At 60.6% G+C, this 17,402-nt stretch carries 17 protein-coding genes; 7 read left to right on the top strand and 10 right to left on the bottom strand.

All coding sequences use genetic code 11. From position 1 onward, the window contains the following. Positions 1 to 24: 24 nt before the first annotated feature. Positions 25 to 2,205, bottom strand: a complete 2,181-nt coding sequence (locus ACYVDM_RS20525; protein WP_415788306.1) for a N,N-dimethylformamidase beta subunit family domain-containing protein — start codon at positions 2,203 to 2,205, stop codon at positions 25 to 27. Between the two features lie 159 nt (positions 2,206 to 2,364). Here ACYVDM_RS20525 and ACYVDM_RS20520 point away from each other — a divergent pair, with 159 nt between their 5' ends. Both ACYVDM_RS20520 and ACYVDM_RS20515 read left to right on the top strand, forming a co-directional pair. After that, positions 2,365 to 3,228, top strand: coding sequence for a MurR/RpiR family transcriptional regulator (locus ACYVDM_RS20520; RefSeq protein WP_415788304.1), 864 nt, complete (start codon positions 2,365 to 2,367; stop codon positions 3,226 to 3,228). Positions 3,229 to 3,402: 174 nt separating this feature from the next. Next, on the top strand, positions 3,403 to 3,927 hold the full coding sequence (locus ACYVDM_RS20515; protein ID WP_415788302.1) for a nuclear transport factor 2 family protein: 525 nt from the start codon (positions 3,403 to 3,405) through the stop codon (positions 3,925 to 3,927). 16 nt (positions 3,928 to 3,943) lie between these two features. On the opposite strand, the gene ACYVDM_RS20510 is transcribed toward ACYVDM_RS20515, so the two are convergent. The 8 genes from ACYVDM_RS20510 to ACYVDM_RS20475 form a co-directional block, all read right to left on the bottom strand. Continuing rightward, positions 3,944 to 5,071 carry an NADH:flavin oxidoreductase/NADH oxidase gene (locus ACYVDM_RS20510; protein ID WP_415788300.1) on the bottom strand — a complete coding sequence of 376 codons (1,128 nt, stop codon included), beginning with the start codon at positions 5,069 to 5,071 and terminating at the stop codon, positions 3,944 to 3,946. Next, on the bottom strand, positions 5,068 to 6,039 hold the full coding sequence (locus ACYVDM_RS20505) for a flavin reductase (protein ID WP_415788298.1): 972 nt from the start codon (positions 6,037 to 6,039) through the stop codon (positions 5,068 to 5,070). Before ACYVDM_RS20505 ends, ACYVDM_RS20510 begins: the two co-directional genes overlap by 4 nt. Positions 6,040 to 6,052: 13 nt before the next feature. Continuing rightward, entirely contained in the window at positions 6,053 to 6,436 is a 384-nt protein-coding gene (locus ACYVDM_RS20500; RefSeq protein ID WP_415788296.1) for a VOC family protein, read from the bottom strand. A 13-nt stretch (positions 6,437 to 6,449) separates the two neighbouring features. Continuing rightward, the gene (locus ACYVDM_RS20495; RefSeq protein WP_415788294.1) at positions 6,450 to 7,337 is read right to left on the bottom strand and encodes a MaoC/PaaZ C-terminal domain-containing protein; all 888 of its coding nucleotides are present in this window, start codon (positions 7,335 to 7,337) and stop codon (positions 6,450 to 6,452) included. A 23-nt stretch (positions 7,338 to 7,360) separates the two neighbouring features. Then, on the bottom strand, positions 7,361 to 8,305 hold the full coding sequence (locus tag ACYVDM_RS20490; RefSeq protein WP_415788292.1) for an SDR family NAD(P)-dependent oxidoreductase: 945 nt from the start codon (positions 8,303 to 8,305) through the stop codon (positions 7,361 to 7,363). Positions 8,306 to 8,379: 74 nt separating this feature from the next. Next, a complete protein-coding gene (locus tag ACYVDM_RS20485; RefSeq protein WP_415788290.1) occupies positions 8,380 to 9,174 on the bottom strand; it encodes an enoyl-CoA hydratase/isomerase family protein in 795 nt (264 codons plus the stop codon). A gap of 1 nt (position 9,175) precedes the next feature. After that, entirely contained in the window at positions 9,176 to 10,378 is a 1,203-nt protein-coding gene (locus ACYVDM_RS20480) for a CaiB/BaiF CoA transferase family protein (protein WP_415788288.1), read from the bottom strand. Between the two features lie 2 nt (positions 10,379 to 10,380). Continuing rightward, a complete protein-coding gene (locus ACYVDM_RS20475; protein WP_415788286.1) occupies positions 10,381 to 11,475 on the bottom strand; it encodes an LLM class flavin-dependent oxidoreductase in 1,095 nt (364 codons plus the stop codon). Between the two features lie 214 nt (positions 11,476 to 11,689). Between ACYVDM_RS20475 and ACYVDM_RS20470 the strand changes: the two genes are divergently transcribed. The 5 genes from ACYVDM_RS20470 to ACYVDM_RS20450 all read left to right on the top strand — a co-directional run bounded on the left by ACYVDM_RS20470 (position 11,690) and on the right by ACYVDM_RS20450 (position 16,274). Continuing rightward, positions 11,690 to 12,637 carry a LysR family transcriptional regulator gene (locus tag ACYVDM_RS20470; RefSeq protein ID WP_415788284.1) on the top strand — a complete coding sequence of 316 codons (948 nt, stop codon included), beginning with the start codon at positions 11,690 to 11,692 and terminating at the stop codon, positions 12,635 to 12,637. Positions 12,638 to 12,761: 124 nt separating this feature from the next. Beyond that, positions 12,762 to 13,565, top strand: coding sequence for an SDR family NAD(P)-dependent oxidoreductase (locus ACYVDM_RS20465; RefSeq protein ID WP_415788282.1), 804 nt, complete (start codon positions 12,762 to 12,764; stop codon positions 13,563 to 13,565). Between the two features lie 137 nt (positions 13,566 to 13,702). After that, a complete protein-coding gene (locus tag ACYVDM_RS20460) occupies positions 13,703 to 14,677 on the top strand; it encodes a Bug family tripartite tricarboxylate transporter substrate binding protein (protein ID WP_415788280.1) in 975 nt (324 codons plus the stop codon). Between the two features lie 20 nt (positions 14,678 to 14,697). Beyond that, complete coding sequence (locus tag ACYVDM_RS20455; protein WP_415788278.1) at positions 14,698 to 15,867, top strand: thiolase domain-containing protein; 1,170 nt, start codon at positions 14,698 to 14,700, stop codon at positions 15,865 to 15,867. Positions 15,868 to 15,869: 2 nt separating this feature from the next. Continuing rightward, the gene (locus tag ACYVDM_RS20450) at positions 15,870 to 16,274 is read left to right on the top strand and encodes a Zn-ribbon domain-containing OB-fold protein (RefSeq protein ID WP_415788276.1); all 405 of its coding nucleotides are present in this window, start codon (positions 15,870 to 15,872) and stop codon (positions 16,272 to 16,274) included. Here ACYVDM_RS20450 and ACYVDM_RS20445 read toward each other — a convergent pair. Continuing rightward, positions 16,258 to 17,226: a LysR family transcriptional regulator gene (locus ACYVDM_RS20445; RefSeq protein WP_415788274.1), complete on the bottom strand. Its 969-nt coding sequence runs from the start codon at positions 17,224 to 17,226 to the stop codon at positions 16,258 to 16,260. The genes ACYVDM_RS20450 and ACYVDM_RS20445 overlap by 17 nt on opposite strands. Positions 17,227 to 17,402: the final 176 nt, after the last annotated feature.

Below are 17,402 nucleotides of genomic sequence, written 5' to 3'. Positions count from 1 at the left end.
TGCGGATCAAGGATCTGGCCGATGTCAGCGCGACAAAAAGTGGCCGACCACATTGCCCAGCAGGGTTGAAATGGAGTTGTCGAAGTTGTTCCACGGCAAGCTGCCGCAGAACGTAATAGAGCCCACGGAGAACACCGCACCACCCTGGTCGTTCTCGAAATAGACGATTTCCGCGCGTACCAGCGATGCCGCCTTGTCGCCTTCTTTGTAGGCAGGCGGTGCGATCAATTCTTCCAGCGTGGCGCCAAAAGTGGATGAGTGCCCTTCAGAGCGGCAAAGAACCGTTGCCTGTGGCGGTGTGCCCAATAAAGGATCGGCACGGTCCAGCTCAAAGCCGGCCGCCCCGCCCCCTGAATAGCCAAAGTCACCCAGGGTCGCGTCGGGAATACCTTGGAACATCCAGGCAAACTGTGGCTCATAAGAGACGTCCAGTCGTTTGTAGTAGGAGCCCTCGAACTTGCCTTGAGCGCTGAAACCGATACCAACTAGTTGCTGTGGCGCCCGCCCGTTGTTGCGCCACAAACCGCCATAGCTGCCGTCGAATGCGTGGTAGTACTCGCCGGGCTGCGCGATCCACGAACGAACGCCGGTCTCCGCACGGCGCACCTCGAGCGTATCGGGCACGGTGTCGCTCACCGCCACGCGCCAATAGAATCCATTGCCGCCCAGATACGCCAAGCGGCCGCCGCCATTGATATAGTCGCGAAAGGCATCCAATGTGGCTTTGGATTGGTATTCGGGATGCGTGCCGGTCAACACCGCCTGGTACGGCTGCAGGGCACCCACACCTTCTTTCTCGAGTTCATGGTCCGTCAGGATGTCGAACTCAATTCCTTTCGCCTCCAGCCAGGCGACGATGTGCATATCGGCCGCAAAATGGCGCAGCCCCGACCCGCGCAGATCGGTATAGGCGATATAGGCCGGTCGCATGGTCAGGATCGGACGTCTTGCTGTAGAAAAGGTGACTCCACTGCCGTCGGCATGCAGGTTGTAGCAAGACAGGCCGAACTGTTTATTCTCCGCCGGATGATGCGGATAGGTTCCCCACTGCGCGATGCGGGCTTTTAGCGAGTCGTCGTGGTTCTTCCTGTCGTAGTTGGCGTAGATTTGGTAGGTGTACGTAGACATCACCAACGCCACCTTGGCACGGGGGCTCGCCGCCCCGGGAGAGATAAACACTGGAATGATGTCTTCTTCGCCAGAAGAATCGTTCAAGCGCTCTCTCAGGCGTATCCCGTATACGCCGCTACGAAGATCGTGAGGCACCGCGAACGCAAAATCCGTGGCCCAATCGCAATCATATAAATCATCTTCATGGAAATGGACCGCAGCGTATTCCCCCGGCGACTGCTTCCAGCTCATGCTTTGGCCGGTCCAGAACGGCCCTCGCACGGCTCGGGTGGGAAGATTGACCATCTTGCCATGGAACTTGAACGGCCCCTGATCGGATATGCGCAGTGACTCGATGTCCTGGCTAAAGTCCCACCACGCCAGCAGGGTGGGATACAAATAGGTATGCGGCATCAATGGCGCAGGCGAATCGTGCGCGCCCTCAAGCCAGAACGGATGCTCGACGCGGCCGTTGAAATGCTGATGAAACGCGCCTTCCTGGTTGCGCGGTGCAGCGGCGAATACCACCTGGGTGGCCGCCCCCAGCGGGCTCTGCAATTCGAGCGATGCGGTGCTGGACGGTTGGCCCAGCCCGGCGGCAGACAATGGTGTCTGCATCAGTTGGATGCGCCCCTGGTCGCCGATCAGGCGCAGCTCGTACCACTGCCTTTCATGCAAGGGCGCCGAAACCTCGCAACGCGCCTGGCCAATCTGTAGGCGCCCGCCCTCGCGGCGTATCACGACGGACAGCAACTCGCCTGCCTGGATGCTGAGTACCGTCTGGTCCCGGTCATTCAACAACCACGGCTGCACCCTGAGACAGACTGTCCATTGGCCATCCATATGCAGGCCTGTTGTTGCGACAACGCCATACGAGCCCGCATGGATCGGCTTCTTGACGGAGGCGTAGGTACCTGCAAATGCAGCGGGTACTGCTTCCACAATGACGCCCGGGCCATCGGGATTCGGATCGGCGCTTCGTATACGCACGAGGTCAGCGTGGTACGGCGACTGCAGGTCGCTCGATACCTTGACGCTGATCGTTTCTCCGGGACGCGCCGAGAATTTATCTGTGTATCCAACAAGTGAAATCATGCGGCTGCTTCCTCGCCTCTCGTTCGTCTGTGTTCTAAACAGCAACGATGGTAAATTGAATACTCCAAAATATGAATTTCTGGAGCAAACACTCCATTTCTAGATTTCGGTGCCGCATACCTGGCGGCATCGGCGTGAAAGTTGATGACAGTGGGACCTATGACAAAGCAGGCGATACCCGTCCAAGAGCAACTACGCGATCAGTACGAGAACCTGTCTCGTACCTTGCGGCGAACCGCCACTTGGGTTCTTGCGAATCCGGCAGAAGTCGCGACCCGTCCACTGAACGAGTTGTCTACGCTATCAGGGCATTCGAGCGCCTCATTCATTCGTTTGGCGCAAGAGCTGGGCTACGACGGGTGGAAAGGCCTGCGAGAAGGGTTTGCCCAGATGTTGCGCGACGGGCCCGCCGAGTCGATGTTCGCCGAACGACTGGTCACGTTCAACGCTTTGGCGCGGCCACAAACCATGCTGCGCACGGAACTTCAGAATGTCCAGTCCTGCTATACGGCGGACAATGCAGAGGTCATTCAGGAAACGGTCGAGCGCATGGCCAAGGCGCGCCGAATCGCGCTTATCGGCCGCAGGTCATGCACGCCGGTCATGACCTGGCTTCACTACCTGCTTAGAATCACTTGCCCGGGCGCGATCCTCGCGGATGATCGAGGTGGGGCTTTCGGTTTGGATTTGCTGGGCCTGGACCAACAGGACATGGTCATTTCCGCATCTTTCAGCCCATGCAGCCGGGAAACGGTGGGCGCGACCCGGCGGGCAGCAGCGGCCGGCGCCTGGACATTGGGAATCGTCGACGCGCCGCTCAACGCTTTGGCTCGCGTGACAGACAAACATTTATTAGTCGGCAAAGAATCGGACGCATTCTTCGATTCCATGGTGGGCGCCATGGCAATTGTGCAGTGGCTCGCCTCTGCATGGGCTTTGCGTCTAGGCACGGGCGCTGTGCGGCGAGCGAAGGAATATCAGAAACTGATGGTGGAAACCGGCGCTTTCGAGCCCGAAGAGTAACGGGTCGCCATATCCAATATGGCCCCAAACCCGGATGGGTCTATCCGCCACAACCTGACGGTGGTATGCTAGGAGAATTCCGTTTTTTTTGCGTATAAAGCAGAGCGTTGGGGTAAGCTGATCAAGAAACAAAATATCAATCCATAGATCATCTCGACTCAAGCGCCGACGATTATGCCGCCATCATCCCGTCAAGACGACATACACGACATTGAACAGAACCTATACCGCTACGCTCGCGGCGTAGACCGCAAGGACTGGCCGCAAGTCCGGGCGGCCTATCATGTGGATGCCTATGATAACCACGGCAGCTACAAAGGAGATGTCGACGGCTTCATTGCGTCGCTGGAAAAGCGTCATGCCACCATCGAGCGTTCTATCCACCTGATCAGTAATGTGACGGTGGAGTTCATTGACGATGACAGTGCGCTGGTAGAAAGCTACTTCACGGCGCATCAGCGCATTGCCGCCGGAGTGTCGGGCGACATGGCGGTGGATAATCAGTCCATTGGCCGCTACCTGGATCACGTGACGCGGCGTGATGGCCATTGGCGCATCCAGCGCCGCGATGTGGTGTTCGATTTTTATTTCACCCGGCCCGCTGAGGATTCGCCGCGGCTCACCGCAGATGTCAGCCGGTCGCGCCGCGACGCGGGCGACTTGCTATTCGCCCGGCGCGCCGAACTGGGCCTGAATTGAAGCACACCATGTCGACCTAGCGGAGCAGGATAGTATCTTGCGACGGCACACCGTCGCGAGTGGCCCCGCGTAGATACTGGTGGGGAACATCTACCTTCGCCCCCAGGGCTTCGGCGGCATGCCAGGCCCATCGCGGGTTATATAACATGCCCCGACCCAATGCCACTAGATCGGCCTCTCCGTTGGCAACGATAGCTTCAGCGTGGTCGAAATCGCGGATGAGGCCGACGCACATGGTCGGCACACCGGCTTCGCGCCTGACTTGAGCGGCGTACGGCACTTGATAGCCGGGACCCAATGGGATCTGCGCCCGCGCGCTGCCGCCAGATGATAAATCCATATAGTCGCAGCCACGCGCCTTGAGTTCGACGGCAAAGGCCACGGCATCGTCACCGGTCAAACCACCTTCCAGCCAATCGGTACCATTGAAACGCACGCCGACAGGTTTGTGCGCGGGCCAGATCTGGCGCACAGCGTCGAAGACTTCCAGTGGGAAGCGCATACGGTTCTCGCGGCTGCCGCCGTAGGCATCGGTGCGGGCGTTGCCCAGAGGCGAAAGGAACGAGCTCAACAGATACCCGTGTGCGGCATGGATTTCCAGTAGGTCCAGGCCCAGGCGGTCGGCGCGGCGCGTAGCCTCGGCAAAAGCGCGTATGACACGTTGCATGCCGTCACGGTCCAAGGCCTGCGGAGCTTCCCATTCAGGGCCGAACGGTATATCAGTGGGACCGCAGGTTTGCCAACCGCCTTCGCTGCGCGGCAGATTTCCGCGCCCCTGACCCGGACGGCGCACCGAGGCCTTGCGGCCAGCATGACCCAGTTGGATGCCGATCGGCATGGTGGCATAAGGCCGTACGCTGCATAGCACACGCGACAACGCGGCCTCGTTCTCATCGCTCCACAGGCCGAGGCAATCGGCGGTGATGCGACCGGCCGGCTCAACGCCGGTGGCTTCGATAATCAGCAGCCCGGCACCACTGACGGCGTACTGGCCCAGGTGGATGAGATGCCAGTCGCTGGCATTGCCATCGCGCGCACTGTACTGGCACATGGGCGAGACTACGACCCGGTTGGGCAGCGTCAGGCCGCGCAGCTTGAGCGGTGTGAACAAAGCGCTAGCGGGGGCGGAAACAGGTGTAGTCACTGGGCGGCGTTCCTTTCGCTTTGAAATCGCTGGACATGGCTGAAATAGGTTTCCATGGCGGCCAGCGCACCATCCTGATCACGTGCGCGCAGGCATTCCAGCATACGGCGCCGCAGCGGGGTCAGCTCGGGCTGGTGCATAGCCGGCCAGGTCATCTGGGCCGCTTGCGTATTGACGGCGTGATGCATCAAGGTGCGCAGCGACTGCGCCACGATGGACAGGACGTCATTATGCGCGGCCTGCGTGACCAGATTGAAAAAGTCCAGCGCGGCCCGCGCGCGGCTGGCCATGTCGCCCCGCTGCTTCAGGGCCTCCATGGTATCCAGATGGGCTTCGATTTCGTTGAAGTCTGCGGTGCTGCCTTTCAAGCAAGCCAGCTTCAACAAGATACTGTACACATTCATCCGCGCCTCGATCAGGGCCGACATCGACATGCGCTCATCGCTGGCCAGCTCGCGCAGCGATTGCGCCAAAATCATATAAGCCCCTTTATAGAACACCAGGGGATCATCTTCGCGATGATGCTCGAAGCGTTCGACGCGGCCCACGAAGATGTAATGGTCGCCAGCCTCATATTCGGCATAGGTACTGCAATGAAAGCGCGCCAGGCAGCCCTCGACCAACGGTACGCCGCCATGGCCAGTGCTGCATGGGGTGCCTTCGAACTTGTCCGGAATGCTGGAACTGGCGAAGCGTGCCGACAGTTCGCGCTGGTCTTCGGCCAATACGTTGATGGCGAAATGACTGGCCGCCCGAAAGGCAGGCAGGGACTTACTGGCACGACGCAAGCTCCACAGCACCAAGGGAGGGTCCAGCGACACCGAACTGAAGGAATTGCAAGTCAGGCCTACAGGCTGGCCATCGGACCCACAAGTGGTAATGATTGCGACGCCGGTGGGAAAGGTGCCCAAGGCCCGTCGGAACTCCATGGGGTCAAAAGCCGTGAGGGTATGAGTGTCAGCGGTCATTGCGCACTTGCCTTCAGGATGGTTGCGAATCGGCGGGTTTGCGCGTTGCGCGGCGGAACATCTGAAAGAGGTTGCCTTCCGGGTCGCGTAGCGACATCACCGCTCCATGGTCACCCATGTCGCGCACGCCCAGCACCTGTCCACCTGCGCAGGTAACTTGCGCTTCGATCCCCTCGAAATCGTCTACCTCGTAGATAGGAATCAAACCAGCCTGGGCCGGCTGCGCTTCTTCGCGACTGGAAAGCGCGAAGCGCGCGCCGCCGGCGTCATATTGCACCCAGCGTTGGCCGTCACGAAATTTCAGCGGCAGCCCTAACACGGCGTCGTAGAAGGCGGCCTGCGCATCGATGTCGTTGGCCACCAAGAAAATGCCTTGCAGGCGGCGAGGGGCAGTCATGAGGTGTCCTTACTTATTGGTCGGTTGAGGTGCGCAGCCGAGCGTGGCCTTGCGACAGCACTTCCTTGCCACGCTCTTTGCATAGGCCACGGAACCAGACGGTGTTGTCCGGACCGCGCCACATTTCCAGGCATAGGGTTTCACCGGGGAACATGGGGGCGGCAAAGCGCGCACGGATACTCGCCAGACTCAGCGGGGCATAGGCAACTTCCAGAATGCGCGCCGCTAGGCCGAATGACAGCAGGCCATGGGAAATCGGCCGTTCGAAGCCCGCGGCACGGGCGGAATCGGGATGCGAATGAATGGAGTTGTAGTCGCCGTTCAAGCGGTACAGCAGGGCCGAGTGGCTAAAAGTGGGTAGCTCGCCTTCGATATCGTGCGGTCGGTCGGGACGCGCGGGCGCATCCGGACGCACCACCTGCGACGCCCTATTGCGTGCGGGGCCGGCCGCCTCGAACCCCCCGTCGCCGCGGCAGAAGGTGGTGCCGCCAATAGTGGCCAGCAGCTCGCCAGTGGCGGCATCGTGCAATTCGCGTTCAGTCTGAATAGCGGCGCCTTTGCCGGCGCCCTTGTCCAGCACAGCAGTGACGCGGTTGCGCGAACGGACCGTGCCGTCCGGTGGCAACGGGCGGTGCAGGGTCAGGCATTGTTCGCCATGCACGACGCGAGTACGGTCCACGCCCGTGGCCGGATCAGCCGTCCACGGGCCGGGGTGCGCCAACACAAGCGCCTGCGTGGGAAAAACACGCAGGCGGTCTTCCAGCACATAATTCAGTTGCCACGGATCGACAGGATCGGCACCGAACCCCAGGCTTAGCGCGTACAGCATGGTGTCGCGCCGGGTGTAGCTTTGCGTCTTGGTTTCGAAAGGCCAGGCCAGCAAGGAATCGCCATTGATCACGGTTTTTTTCCGAGTCTGCTGCGTTACTGGGCTTGCCAGGGAAACACATCGCGGGTGCGTTCCAAAGGCGTGAACGAGCTCTTCCATCCTTCGCCGATGTGCTCACGCAACGTGTCCAGTGTCCAGCCGTCGCTGTTGTGCTGGACACGCACCGGACGCGGCTGGCTGTACAAGTACAGTTCATTGCCGCGTACGCCGATAATCTGCCCGCTGATATGGTGGGCGCCGTCGCTGAGCAGATAGGCCACCACAGGGGCGATCTGTTCTGGTCGTGTGCGGGCACGGCGCATTTCCAGATTCTGCGCTTTTTGCTCAGGCGTGGCGCCAGGCACCGATTCGATCATTCGGCTGAACGCGCTGGGGGCGATGCAGTTCGAGCGTACGTTGTAACGCGCCATATCCAGCGCCAGCGAACGCGACAAACCTACGATGCCCAGCTTGGCGGACGCATAATTGGCCTGCCCGATACTGCCGATCAGGCCCGAGGTCGAAGTCATGTGCACGAAGGCCCCGCTTTCCTGCTTGCGGAAATGTTCGGCAGCAGCCCGGCTGACGTAGAAACTGCCGAACAAGTGTACGCGCAGCACCGCTTCGTAATCGGCCGGATCCATTTGATGGAAAATCTTGTCGCGCAGGATACCCGCGTTGTTCACCACGTAATCGATGCGACCATAGGTCTCGATGGCCTGTTCCACCAAGCTGCGCGCTGATTCCCATTCGGACACGCTGGCGGTGTTAGCCACGGCCTTGCCGCCTTGTTTTTCGATCTCACGCACCAAGTCGACGGCAGGGCTGTTGTCGTTGCCTTGTCCATCCAGCGCGGCGCCAATATCGTTAACCACGACACTGACACCCTGGCTGGCCAATAGCAGGGCGACTTCGCGCCCGATACCGCGGCCCGCACCAGTAATAACAGCAACCTTGCCCTGCAGGCTGGATGCCGTGTCGCTTTGCGGTGTAGCTGACATATCAAAGTCTCCGTTGGGGTGTGATTCGCGCCGTCGCGGCATCACAGCCATGGTTGAAAAATCGGTCAATGCGCTCAGCAGTCCTGCCTGGGCGGCTGAGTCCAGGCGGGTGGACGTTTGCCAAGCACGGCCTGCATGCCCTCCAGCGCCTCGGCGCTACGCATGGATGCCACCGACAGCGCTGCCGCGCTCTCGATGGCGACGTCAAAGGGTTGGCCTCTGGCGCGCACCAGCAGGTCTTTACACTGGCGTAGCGCTTGCGGGCCGCATGCAATCAGGCATTGGCACAGCGTATCGAGATCGTCATCCAGCCCAGCGGCGGGGCAGACTTGCTGTACCAGACCGTATGTCTGCGCCAGCAGTGCGCCAAGGGAGCGACCGCCCAGGCACATGGCCAGCGCCTGACGTTGTCCAATGGCCTGGGCCAGCGATACTGCCGTATAGGTGGGCACGATGCCGGCGCGGGCCTCGGGAATCTGGAAGGTGGCATCATCGGCCGCCAGCACCAGGTCACACCAACTGGCCAGGGCCACACCCAGTCCGACAGCCTTGCCTTCGATGACCGCCACAGTGGGCACCGCGCACTGTCTGACCGCTTGCGCCAGCCGCGTGACGGGCGCAATACGCTCGGCAATACTGGCATCGCTGTCGTCCTGCCGGGATTCCAACTCGCGCAAGTCTCGGCCGGCGCAGAATGTTCCGTGAGCTCCGCGCAACACGATGGCTCGTATGCCGTCGCCCTGCCCGGCCGCTTCGTAGGTTTCGCACAGAGCCTGCAGCATGACGCCATTGAGCGCATTGCGCCGTTGCGGATTGTCCAGCAAACAGGTAACGATGCCCATCGGGCTGCGAGTGATCTGAATACTCATGTCACACCACGCCGCGCGCTCGCAACGCCTGAATGCGCTCCGCGCTCAGACCCGCGATGTCGCGCAATATCTCGTCCGCATGCTCGCCCAGTCTTGGGGGCCGGCGCGGTGAATGGTGCGGACCCGCACCCACCTTGAATCCAGTGCCCAGCAGTTTCAGCGGAGCGCCGTTGCCGCTGTCGACCTCCACCACCATGTCATTGGCCAGGCTTTGCGGATGAGTCAGTGCCTGGGCGATAGTGTGCAGCGGCGCAATCGGCACACCGCCGGCCTCCAGGCGCGCCATCCACTCGGCCACAGTACCGCTGGCAAAGATACGCTTGAATTCGTCGATGACCTCGTCGCGACGGGCCAGTCGGCCGGCATTCGTGGCCAGGTCGGGATCGTTTTCCAGATCGGGGCGGCCTACGCACCGGCACAGGCGCCGCCAGGTGCTGTCGTTCAAGGCGCCCGTCAACACTTCGCCATCCTGGCAGGCGAAGACCTGGTAAGGCACAAGGCTCCACAGGCCGGATCCTTCACGGCGCGGCAATGCACCGGTGGATAACCAGCCAACGCCGTGGTAGCCCAGCAGGAACACCGCGGTTTCCAACAGCGACGCATGGACCAGCGTGCCCTGTTGAGTCTGCTCCCGCCCCATCAACGCGGTGAGGACGCCAGAATAGGCCAAAATGCCGGTCGTCATATCAACGAACGATACGCCCGAGCGCACGGGGCCACCGTTGCGTTCACCCGTAAAGGACATGATGCCCGAGAATGCCTGGAATAGCGCGTCATAGCCGGGCCGGTCGGCCAGTTCCCCTTGGGCGCCGAAAGCCGAAATCCCGCAAATGACAAGCCGGGGAAAACGTTCGCGCAGCATCGCAGGATCGATGCCCAACGTGGCGGCCGTGCCGGGCAGAAAGCTGTACAGCAACACGTCCGCCTGCTCCAGCAATGCATACAACACCTGACGCCCCTCCGGGTCTTTCAGGTTCAATGTGATACCGCGCTTGCCGCGATTCACACTCATGAAATTACAGCTCTCGCCGTCGTCGGCGATGGGAGCCCACTGGCGGTTCTCATCGCCGGTGGGGGCCTCAACCTTGATGACATCGGCACCCATGTCGGCCAGCATCTGGCCGCACAGCGGGCCGGCCAGCACGCGACTGACGTCGATAACGCGTATGCCGGACAGCGAACGACCGGAATGAGGGGCAATCATGCTCACGATGCGGCCTCGACGGTAGTGGTTTTCGCGGCCGCCTTATCGCGCGCCAGCTCCTGCTGAATGGTCGGAATGATGACTTGGTTCCACAACTGCAGTTGCTTGAGCATCAGCCCGTGGTCGAAATCGCCGACCTGGGTCTGCAATGCCACATGCACCGGGCGAACCGCGCGGATGTCGCCCAGCAATCGCTCGATAACCGTGTCCACCGACCCCACCGGCAGATTCTTCAACAGTTTCTCGAAGGGCAGTTCTTCCTCGTACGGTTTCTCGGCGACCAGATAGTCGTCTTCCACCGATTCGCGGCGGGTCTTCAGACTGACGGCGATACGTTGTTGGTAGCGAGCGCAGTCTACATAGTGCTCAACCTCGGCCTTGTTGTCGCTGGCGTAGGCAAACCGCAGCATGGCGACCTTGGCCTGGGCCGGGTCCTTGCCCTCGGCCACGCACAGCTCGTCGATCACGCCGCGAAAGCCCCCCAGTCGCTTGGTGCCGCCCAGGCCGCCCGATATGAATACGTGATAATCCGAACGCAGCGCGCGACGCATGAGCAAGGGGTCGCCGCTGGCAATCCAGATGGGCGGCAACGGCTGCTGCGCCGCGCGTACGTTAATGGCAGTCATCGGTTGCTGGTAATGCGCGCCGTCATAGGAAAATTTCTTCTGCGTGAGCCCCAACTCGATCATGTCGAGCATTTCCAGGGTTTTCTCCTTGGCGTTTTCCAGCGAAATACCGAAGCGCTCGAACTCAAACTGCTGATAGCCGCCGCCAATGCCCACGTTCAGGCGCCCGCCAGACAACTGGTCAGCCAGGGCGATCTCGGCGATCAGCCGGGCGGGTGCATACAGCGGCGCCACGACCACGGCCGACCCGACACGGATCTGTTTGGTGACACCGGCGCAATGCGCGGCGACCATCAGGGGCGATGGGCACAGCCCATAGTTGGAAAAATGGTGTTCGGCGTACCAGGCAGCCGCGAAGCCGTTTCTGTCGGCCACTTGGGTCTGCTCGACCGCCTCTTGGATGATCTGCGCGGCCGACTTTTTCTGGTCGCGTTGCTGCATAAGAATGAAAATTCCGAAATCCAGGCCCATGCCTCTCTCCGTTAGTGTTCTGGGGTCCGCGGCGATCGCCATCGGCCGTGCAACCGGTTGAAGAGAATTCTAGGCAGGGATGTAGCGCAGAAGAACGACCAGACGCGTATAGCTTCTTTGCGAAAAATGAAATCAACGTATGATTCAAACACCCCACTGCCCTGGATCCAGACCCGCTCGGCCAGGTAATCCGGCCGACACACCTGGAACTGCCATGAAAGCCCTTGACCCTGTACGAATATTCGTTACCACGCTACAACAGGGCAGCCTGTCCGCAGCGGCACGCGCGCTCGGACTGTCGCCCGCCACGGTTTCCCGCCGCATTGCCGCGCTGGAAGAGGAACTGGGCGTGCGACTGCTGGACCGTAACAGTCGCCAACTGATGGCCACCGAGGCCGGCCAGATCTACCATCAGCGCATGGAACGCATCCTGGAGGATGTTGCGCAAACTGAAAACCTGGCGCGCCACATCAAGCAGGCCCCCGAAGGACAGTTGCGAGTGCATTCGCGCACGCTGCTGGGTATCCGCCTAATTGCCCCCTTGCTGCACCGGTTCTCGGCAAGCTATCCCGACCTGACCGTCGATCTGCACCTGTCCGAAGAGCCCGTTAACCTGATCGAACAGAACTTCGATGTGGATCTGCGCCTGGGCCCGCTAGAAGATTCGTCGTATGTGGCGCGCAAGCTGGCCATAGGCGAGCGCATTGTGGTGGCCAGCCCTTCGTACGTGCGCTCGCATGCGCCGGTGCACGTACCCGAGGACCTGGAAAAGGGCCACAACTGCCTCACCTATCGCAAGCACCGGGAGCCCACCTCGTGGCGCTATCTCAAAGATGAGCAACCTCGCACCCTCGCTGTACATGGCACGGTGTACGCCAATAATGGCGAGGTGCTGCGACGCGCGGCGATCAGCGGCCTGGGTATCGCCCTGCTGGCTGACTGGTCGGTGTCCGACGACGTCAAGGCAGGGCGCCTGGTGCATCTGCTGCCTGGCTACAAACTGACCAACACCACCTTCGACAACGGCGTATATGTGCTGTTTCGCGACACCCGCATGCTGCCCCTGAAAGTCCGCGTGTTCATCGACTTCTTGGCCAAGGCCTTTGCTGAACTGGATCTGGCAGACACGCCGGCCATCATGTCCGCCAAGACGGATACATAAACGCAGCTGTTCCTTTCTTTCATAACCAGCGGATACGCTCGTCTCTAGAATCTCATCATGCCCCTGCTACCGCAGGGTAAGCCTAATAGGCGCTCTCCAGCGCCATGCTTACAGGATGAGACTCATGCCCGCCCGCTCGACACCGCATGCGCGTGTTCCTACCTTTGATTCCCACAGCCTGGACGGCCGCGTCGCCGTGGTTACCGGCGCCGCCGGCGGCCTGGGCACAGCCATTGCACACCGCCTGACGGAAATGGGCGCGACGGTGGTGCTGGTGGACCTGCATGCGCCCAGCCAAGCCAAGTTGCCAGCGGCCGAGGCAATCGCCTGCGATATTGCCGATCCGGCGGCCATCACTGCCATGGCTGCGCGGGTTTGGCATCAGTTCGGACGATGCGATGTCCTGGTCAACAACGCCGGCGTCAAGACCGCGCCGGTGCCCTTGGAAAACCTGCCGCTGGAGGACTGGGACCGAATATTCAACGTCAACGTGCGCGGCGCCTTGCTGTGCACACAGGCCCTGGTGCCATATATGCTGGCACAGTCCAGTGGAAGTATCGTCAATATCGCGTCTATCGGCGCCCAATGGCCCACCCGGGTGGGGGCCTATGCGGCCAGCAAGGCGGCGCTATGCGGTTTAACGCGCCAAATGGCCAATGAATGGGGACCGAGCGGCGTACGCGCCAATTCCGTCAGTCCTGGCATGGTGCGTACGCCCATGTCGGACAACCACTACCGCGATACAGAACAGGTTGCAGCGCGCCTAGCCATGTTGCCATTGCGCAGGTTTGGCGAGCCTGGCGACATTGCCGACGTCGTGGCCTTTCTGGCCAGCGATGCCGCGCGTTTCGTGACCGGACAGGACCTGGTGGCCGATGGCGGGCTGCTGGTGGCGCCGCTGTTCAATATGCAAACACCCGCCCGGTAGTTGCCTCTGGAGCGTACAAATGTCTCAAAGCAGCTTTTCTATTATGGCAACGCTGCGAGGGCCACAGTTTCCTATCATTAGCTCCGAAGTGCCAACGCGTTGCATTGCCAAAATCCAATAATTAATCCGGAGACAAGATGAAATACCCCCGTCTGATATCAGCTTTGTTGGCTACGGCAATGACCGTACCCGTACTACAAGCCGTGGCTGCCGACGCCATGTTCACCAAACCCATCAGCCTGGTGATCCCTTTTTCACCGGGTGGGTCGACAGATCCGGTGGGGCGCATCATCGCGCCCCACCTGAGCAAGGAGCTGGGTCAGCCGGTGGTGGTCGAGAACAAGCCAGGCGCGGCTGGCGCCATCGGCGCGGCCTATGTGGCGCGAGCGGCGCCCGATGGCCATACCATTTTGCTTAATACGGGCGTGGTGGCGGTGCATCCGAACACGCTGAAGAACCCTGGCTATGACGTACGCACTGATCTGATTCCGGTCACCCAACTGGCGGCCGGCCCGTATACCTTGATCGTCAATCCGAAATTGCCGGTCAAGACTATCCAAGAGCTGGTCGCCTACGGCAAAGCCAACCCTGACAAGCTGTTCTACGGAACCTCGGGTACCGGCGGCTCACTGCACCTGTTGACCGAGTTCTTCAAGCACGAAACCGGCCTGAAGATGGTGCATGTCCCCTACAAGGGCAACGGTCCGGTCGTTGCGGCGCTCGTCGGAGGAGACATTCAATTGGCGTTCGACACGATTCCCGGCTCGAGAGCGCTGGCCAGTGACGGACGAGTACGCATCCTGGCAGTGACTTCGCTCAAGCGCAACTCGCTGCTTCCCGACGTGCCCACCATGGATGAAGCCGGATTTCCAGGTTTTGAAGCAGAAACCTGGACCGGCATTTTCCTGCCCAAAGGCACGGATCCGGCCATCGTCAAGCGCTACAACGAAGCACTCGTCAAGGTGTTGCAGATCAAGGAAGTGCAGGAGAGTCTGGCTCAGATCGGCTATGTGGTCGTAGGCAACTCGCCCGAGGCATTCAAAAAGCAGATCGACGATGAACTCGATCGCTGGGCCGAAACAGTCAAGCAAGCGAAACTGACAAAAGAGTAAAGCCGGATCAAGAGGATGACATGAGCATACAAAACAAGGCCTGCATCGTCGGGGCCTATGAACATCCCACGCGTTATGCGCCGGACAAGTCGGTTGCCCAGTTGCACGCCGAATGTGCAGCGGGCGCCTTGGCCGATGCCGGGTTGGACAAGGACGACATCGACGGCTATTTTTGCGCTGGCGATGCCCCGGGGCTGGGACCGTTGTCCATGGTCGACTACATGAACCTGCGTGTCAGGCATATAGATTCCACAGACATCGGCGGCAGTTCCTACCTGGCCCTGGTGGCGCACGCCGCCCAAGCCATTGCGACCGGCAAATGCAATGTGGCGCTGATAACCCTGGCGGGCAAACCGCGTAGCAGCGGCATGGCCACCGGTACCGCGCCCCGTCCCGGTAACCCGGATCAGCCCGATCTGGAATGGGAACTTCCCCATGCCCCGGCCACGGTCAATATGTATGCCATGGCCGCCATGAGGCACATGTACGAGTTCGGCACCACCAGCGAACAACTGGCCTGGATCAAGGTGGCGGCCTCGCACCATGCGCAGCACAATCCCCATGCCATGTTGCGCGATGTGGTTACCGTAGAGCAGGTGCTCGACTCACCCGTCGTAGCCGATCCTTTGCATCGACTGGACTGCTGCGTCATTTCTGACGGCGGAGGGGCATTGCTGGTGGCGCGCCCCGAGGTCGCCCAAAGCCTGAAACGGCCCGTCGTGCGCGTCCTGGGTGCGGGCGAAGCAGTGAAAGGCCAGCTCGGTGGCAAGGTAGATCTTACGTATTCCGGTGCCGCCTGGTCCGGCCCCCTCGCCTTTGACGAGGCGGGAGTCACCCCTGCGGCTATCCAGTACGCCTCGATCTACGACAGCTTCACCATTACGGTGCTGATGCAGTTGGAAGACCTGGGTTTCTGCAAAAAAGGCGAAGGCGGCCGTTACGTGATGGACGGAAACTTGATCTCGGGTGTAGGCAAACTGCCTTTCAACACAGATGGTGGAGGCTTATGCAACAACCATCCCGCCAATCGCGGTGGAATAACCAAAGTGATCGAAGCCGTACGCCAGCTACGAGGCGAAGCCCATCCGGCTGTGCAGGTGCCTGACTGCGCCTTGGCGCTGGCGCACGGAACAGGCGGATCGCTCGGCACTCGGCACGGTAGTGCCACGCTGATTCTGGAAAGGACTTGATAATGGCAGAAAACCCTCAGACGCCGCGCGCCATTGCCGCCACCGTGCGACAACCGGAGTCCGCAGCGTTCCAACAAGCCGCGGCACAAGGAGAATTCTCGATCCCGCGTTGCCAGCATTGCGGACAGACGCATTGGTATCCCCGAGCGCTGTGCCCGTTCTGCTTTTCGCCAGACATTCAGTGGGAGCCCGCCAGCGGGCGCGGCACGATCTACAGCTACACCGTGATGCGCCGAGCCAAGCCAGCCTACGCGGTGGCATATGTGCAGTTGGAAGAAGGCCCCACCATGATGACGAACCTGGTGGAATGCAATTTCGATGAACTGCGTATCGGGATGCCCGTGAAGGTCGGATTCGAGTTAGCGGCCAATGGTACGTGGGTGCCGGTATTCAGCCCAGCGCCCTGACGCTGGCCTCGCGCGCATGAGCAGGAGATCCGGCCACGTACTGAGGCAATAACGGTACCGTGTTCTGCATCCGATCCACCAGAAAATCCACGAACACGCGAACCTTCCTGGAAATATAGCGGGTCTGTGTAAACACGGCGTAGATACCGTTATTGAACGAATAGTTGGTAATGCGGTGGTCCGGCAGGACGTGCTGCAACCGACCTTCACGGACGTCGTCGCCGATGCCCCAATCGGTAAGCAGTGCGATGCCGAGGCCCGACAGCGCTGCTCGCCGCAAGGCTTCGGCATTGTTGCAGTGAAATGACCCGTTGATCTTCAGTTCGCATGATGGTTCACCGTGCCGCGCGGCACGCCACGATGTGGGCTCGGAATCCAGCCTATACGTCAAGCAATTGTGGTGCAGCAGATCCTGCGGCGTACGAATAGGGGGATGGCTGGCCAAGTACTCAGGACTGGCCACCATGATGCGTTCGCTGGGTGCCAACTTACGCACCAATAGCGAAGAGTCTTCCAGTTCACCCAAACGTATGTCTATGTCGAAGTGCTGTTCCATCAGATTGACCGACGACTCTGATAGCTGCAATTCGACCACGACCTTCGGGTACAACAGGCAGAACGCTTTGATGGCGGGGGCAATCAGCTGAATGCCGACCGAGGTGCGCGAGTGGACCCGAAGCAGGCCCTGCGCATCGTCCTGCAACTGGCGGGCCGACTCCTCGGCATGTTGCATGTCCTCGATCACAGCCTTGATGCGGCGGTGGTAGATCTCGCCGGCTTCGGTCAGCATCACCTTGCGGCTGGTACGCAACAGCAGTTGCATATCCAGTTCGGCCTCGAGCGCAGAAATCCGGCGCGACACCGAGGCGGGCGACAAGTTGAATTGCCGGGCCGCTGCAGACAGACTGCCGTCTTGTACAACGCGCAAGAACAAACGTATTGAAGTCAGCAATCGTACGCTCCCCACGGCTCGGAATGGCCGCGCGCCATGCAAATCCAATTATTCAGCGAGTGGCTGAACATGACCACCGCCACAACTGGAAAAGTTGCTTTGCGGATATCGCAAAGCCATGTAGACGTCATTCAGATTCCTCATAAAGCACCGTAGGCGTAGCCATTCGATCATTC

The sequence above is a fragment of the Bordetella tumulicola genome (assembly GCF_054779135.1).
The sequence above is the reverse complement of the archived record's forward strand: the minus strand, read 5'-3'. Positions and strand labels throughout refer to the sequence as shown.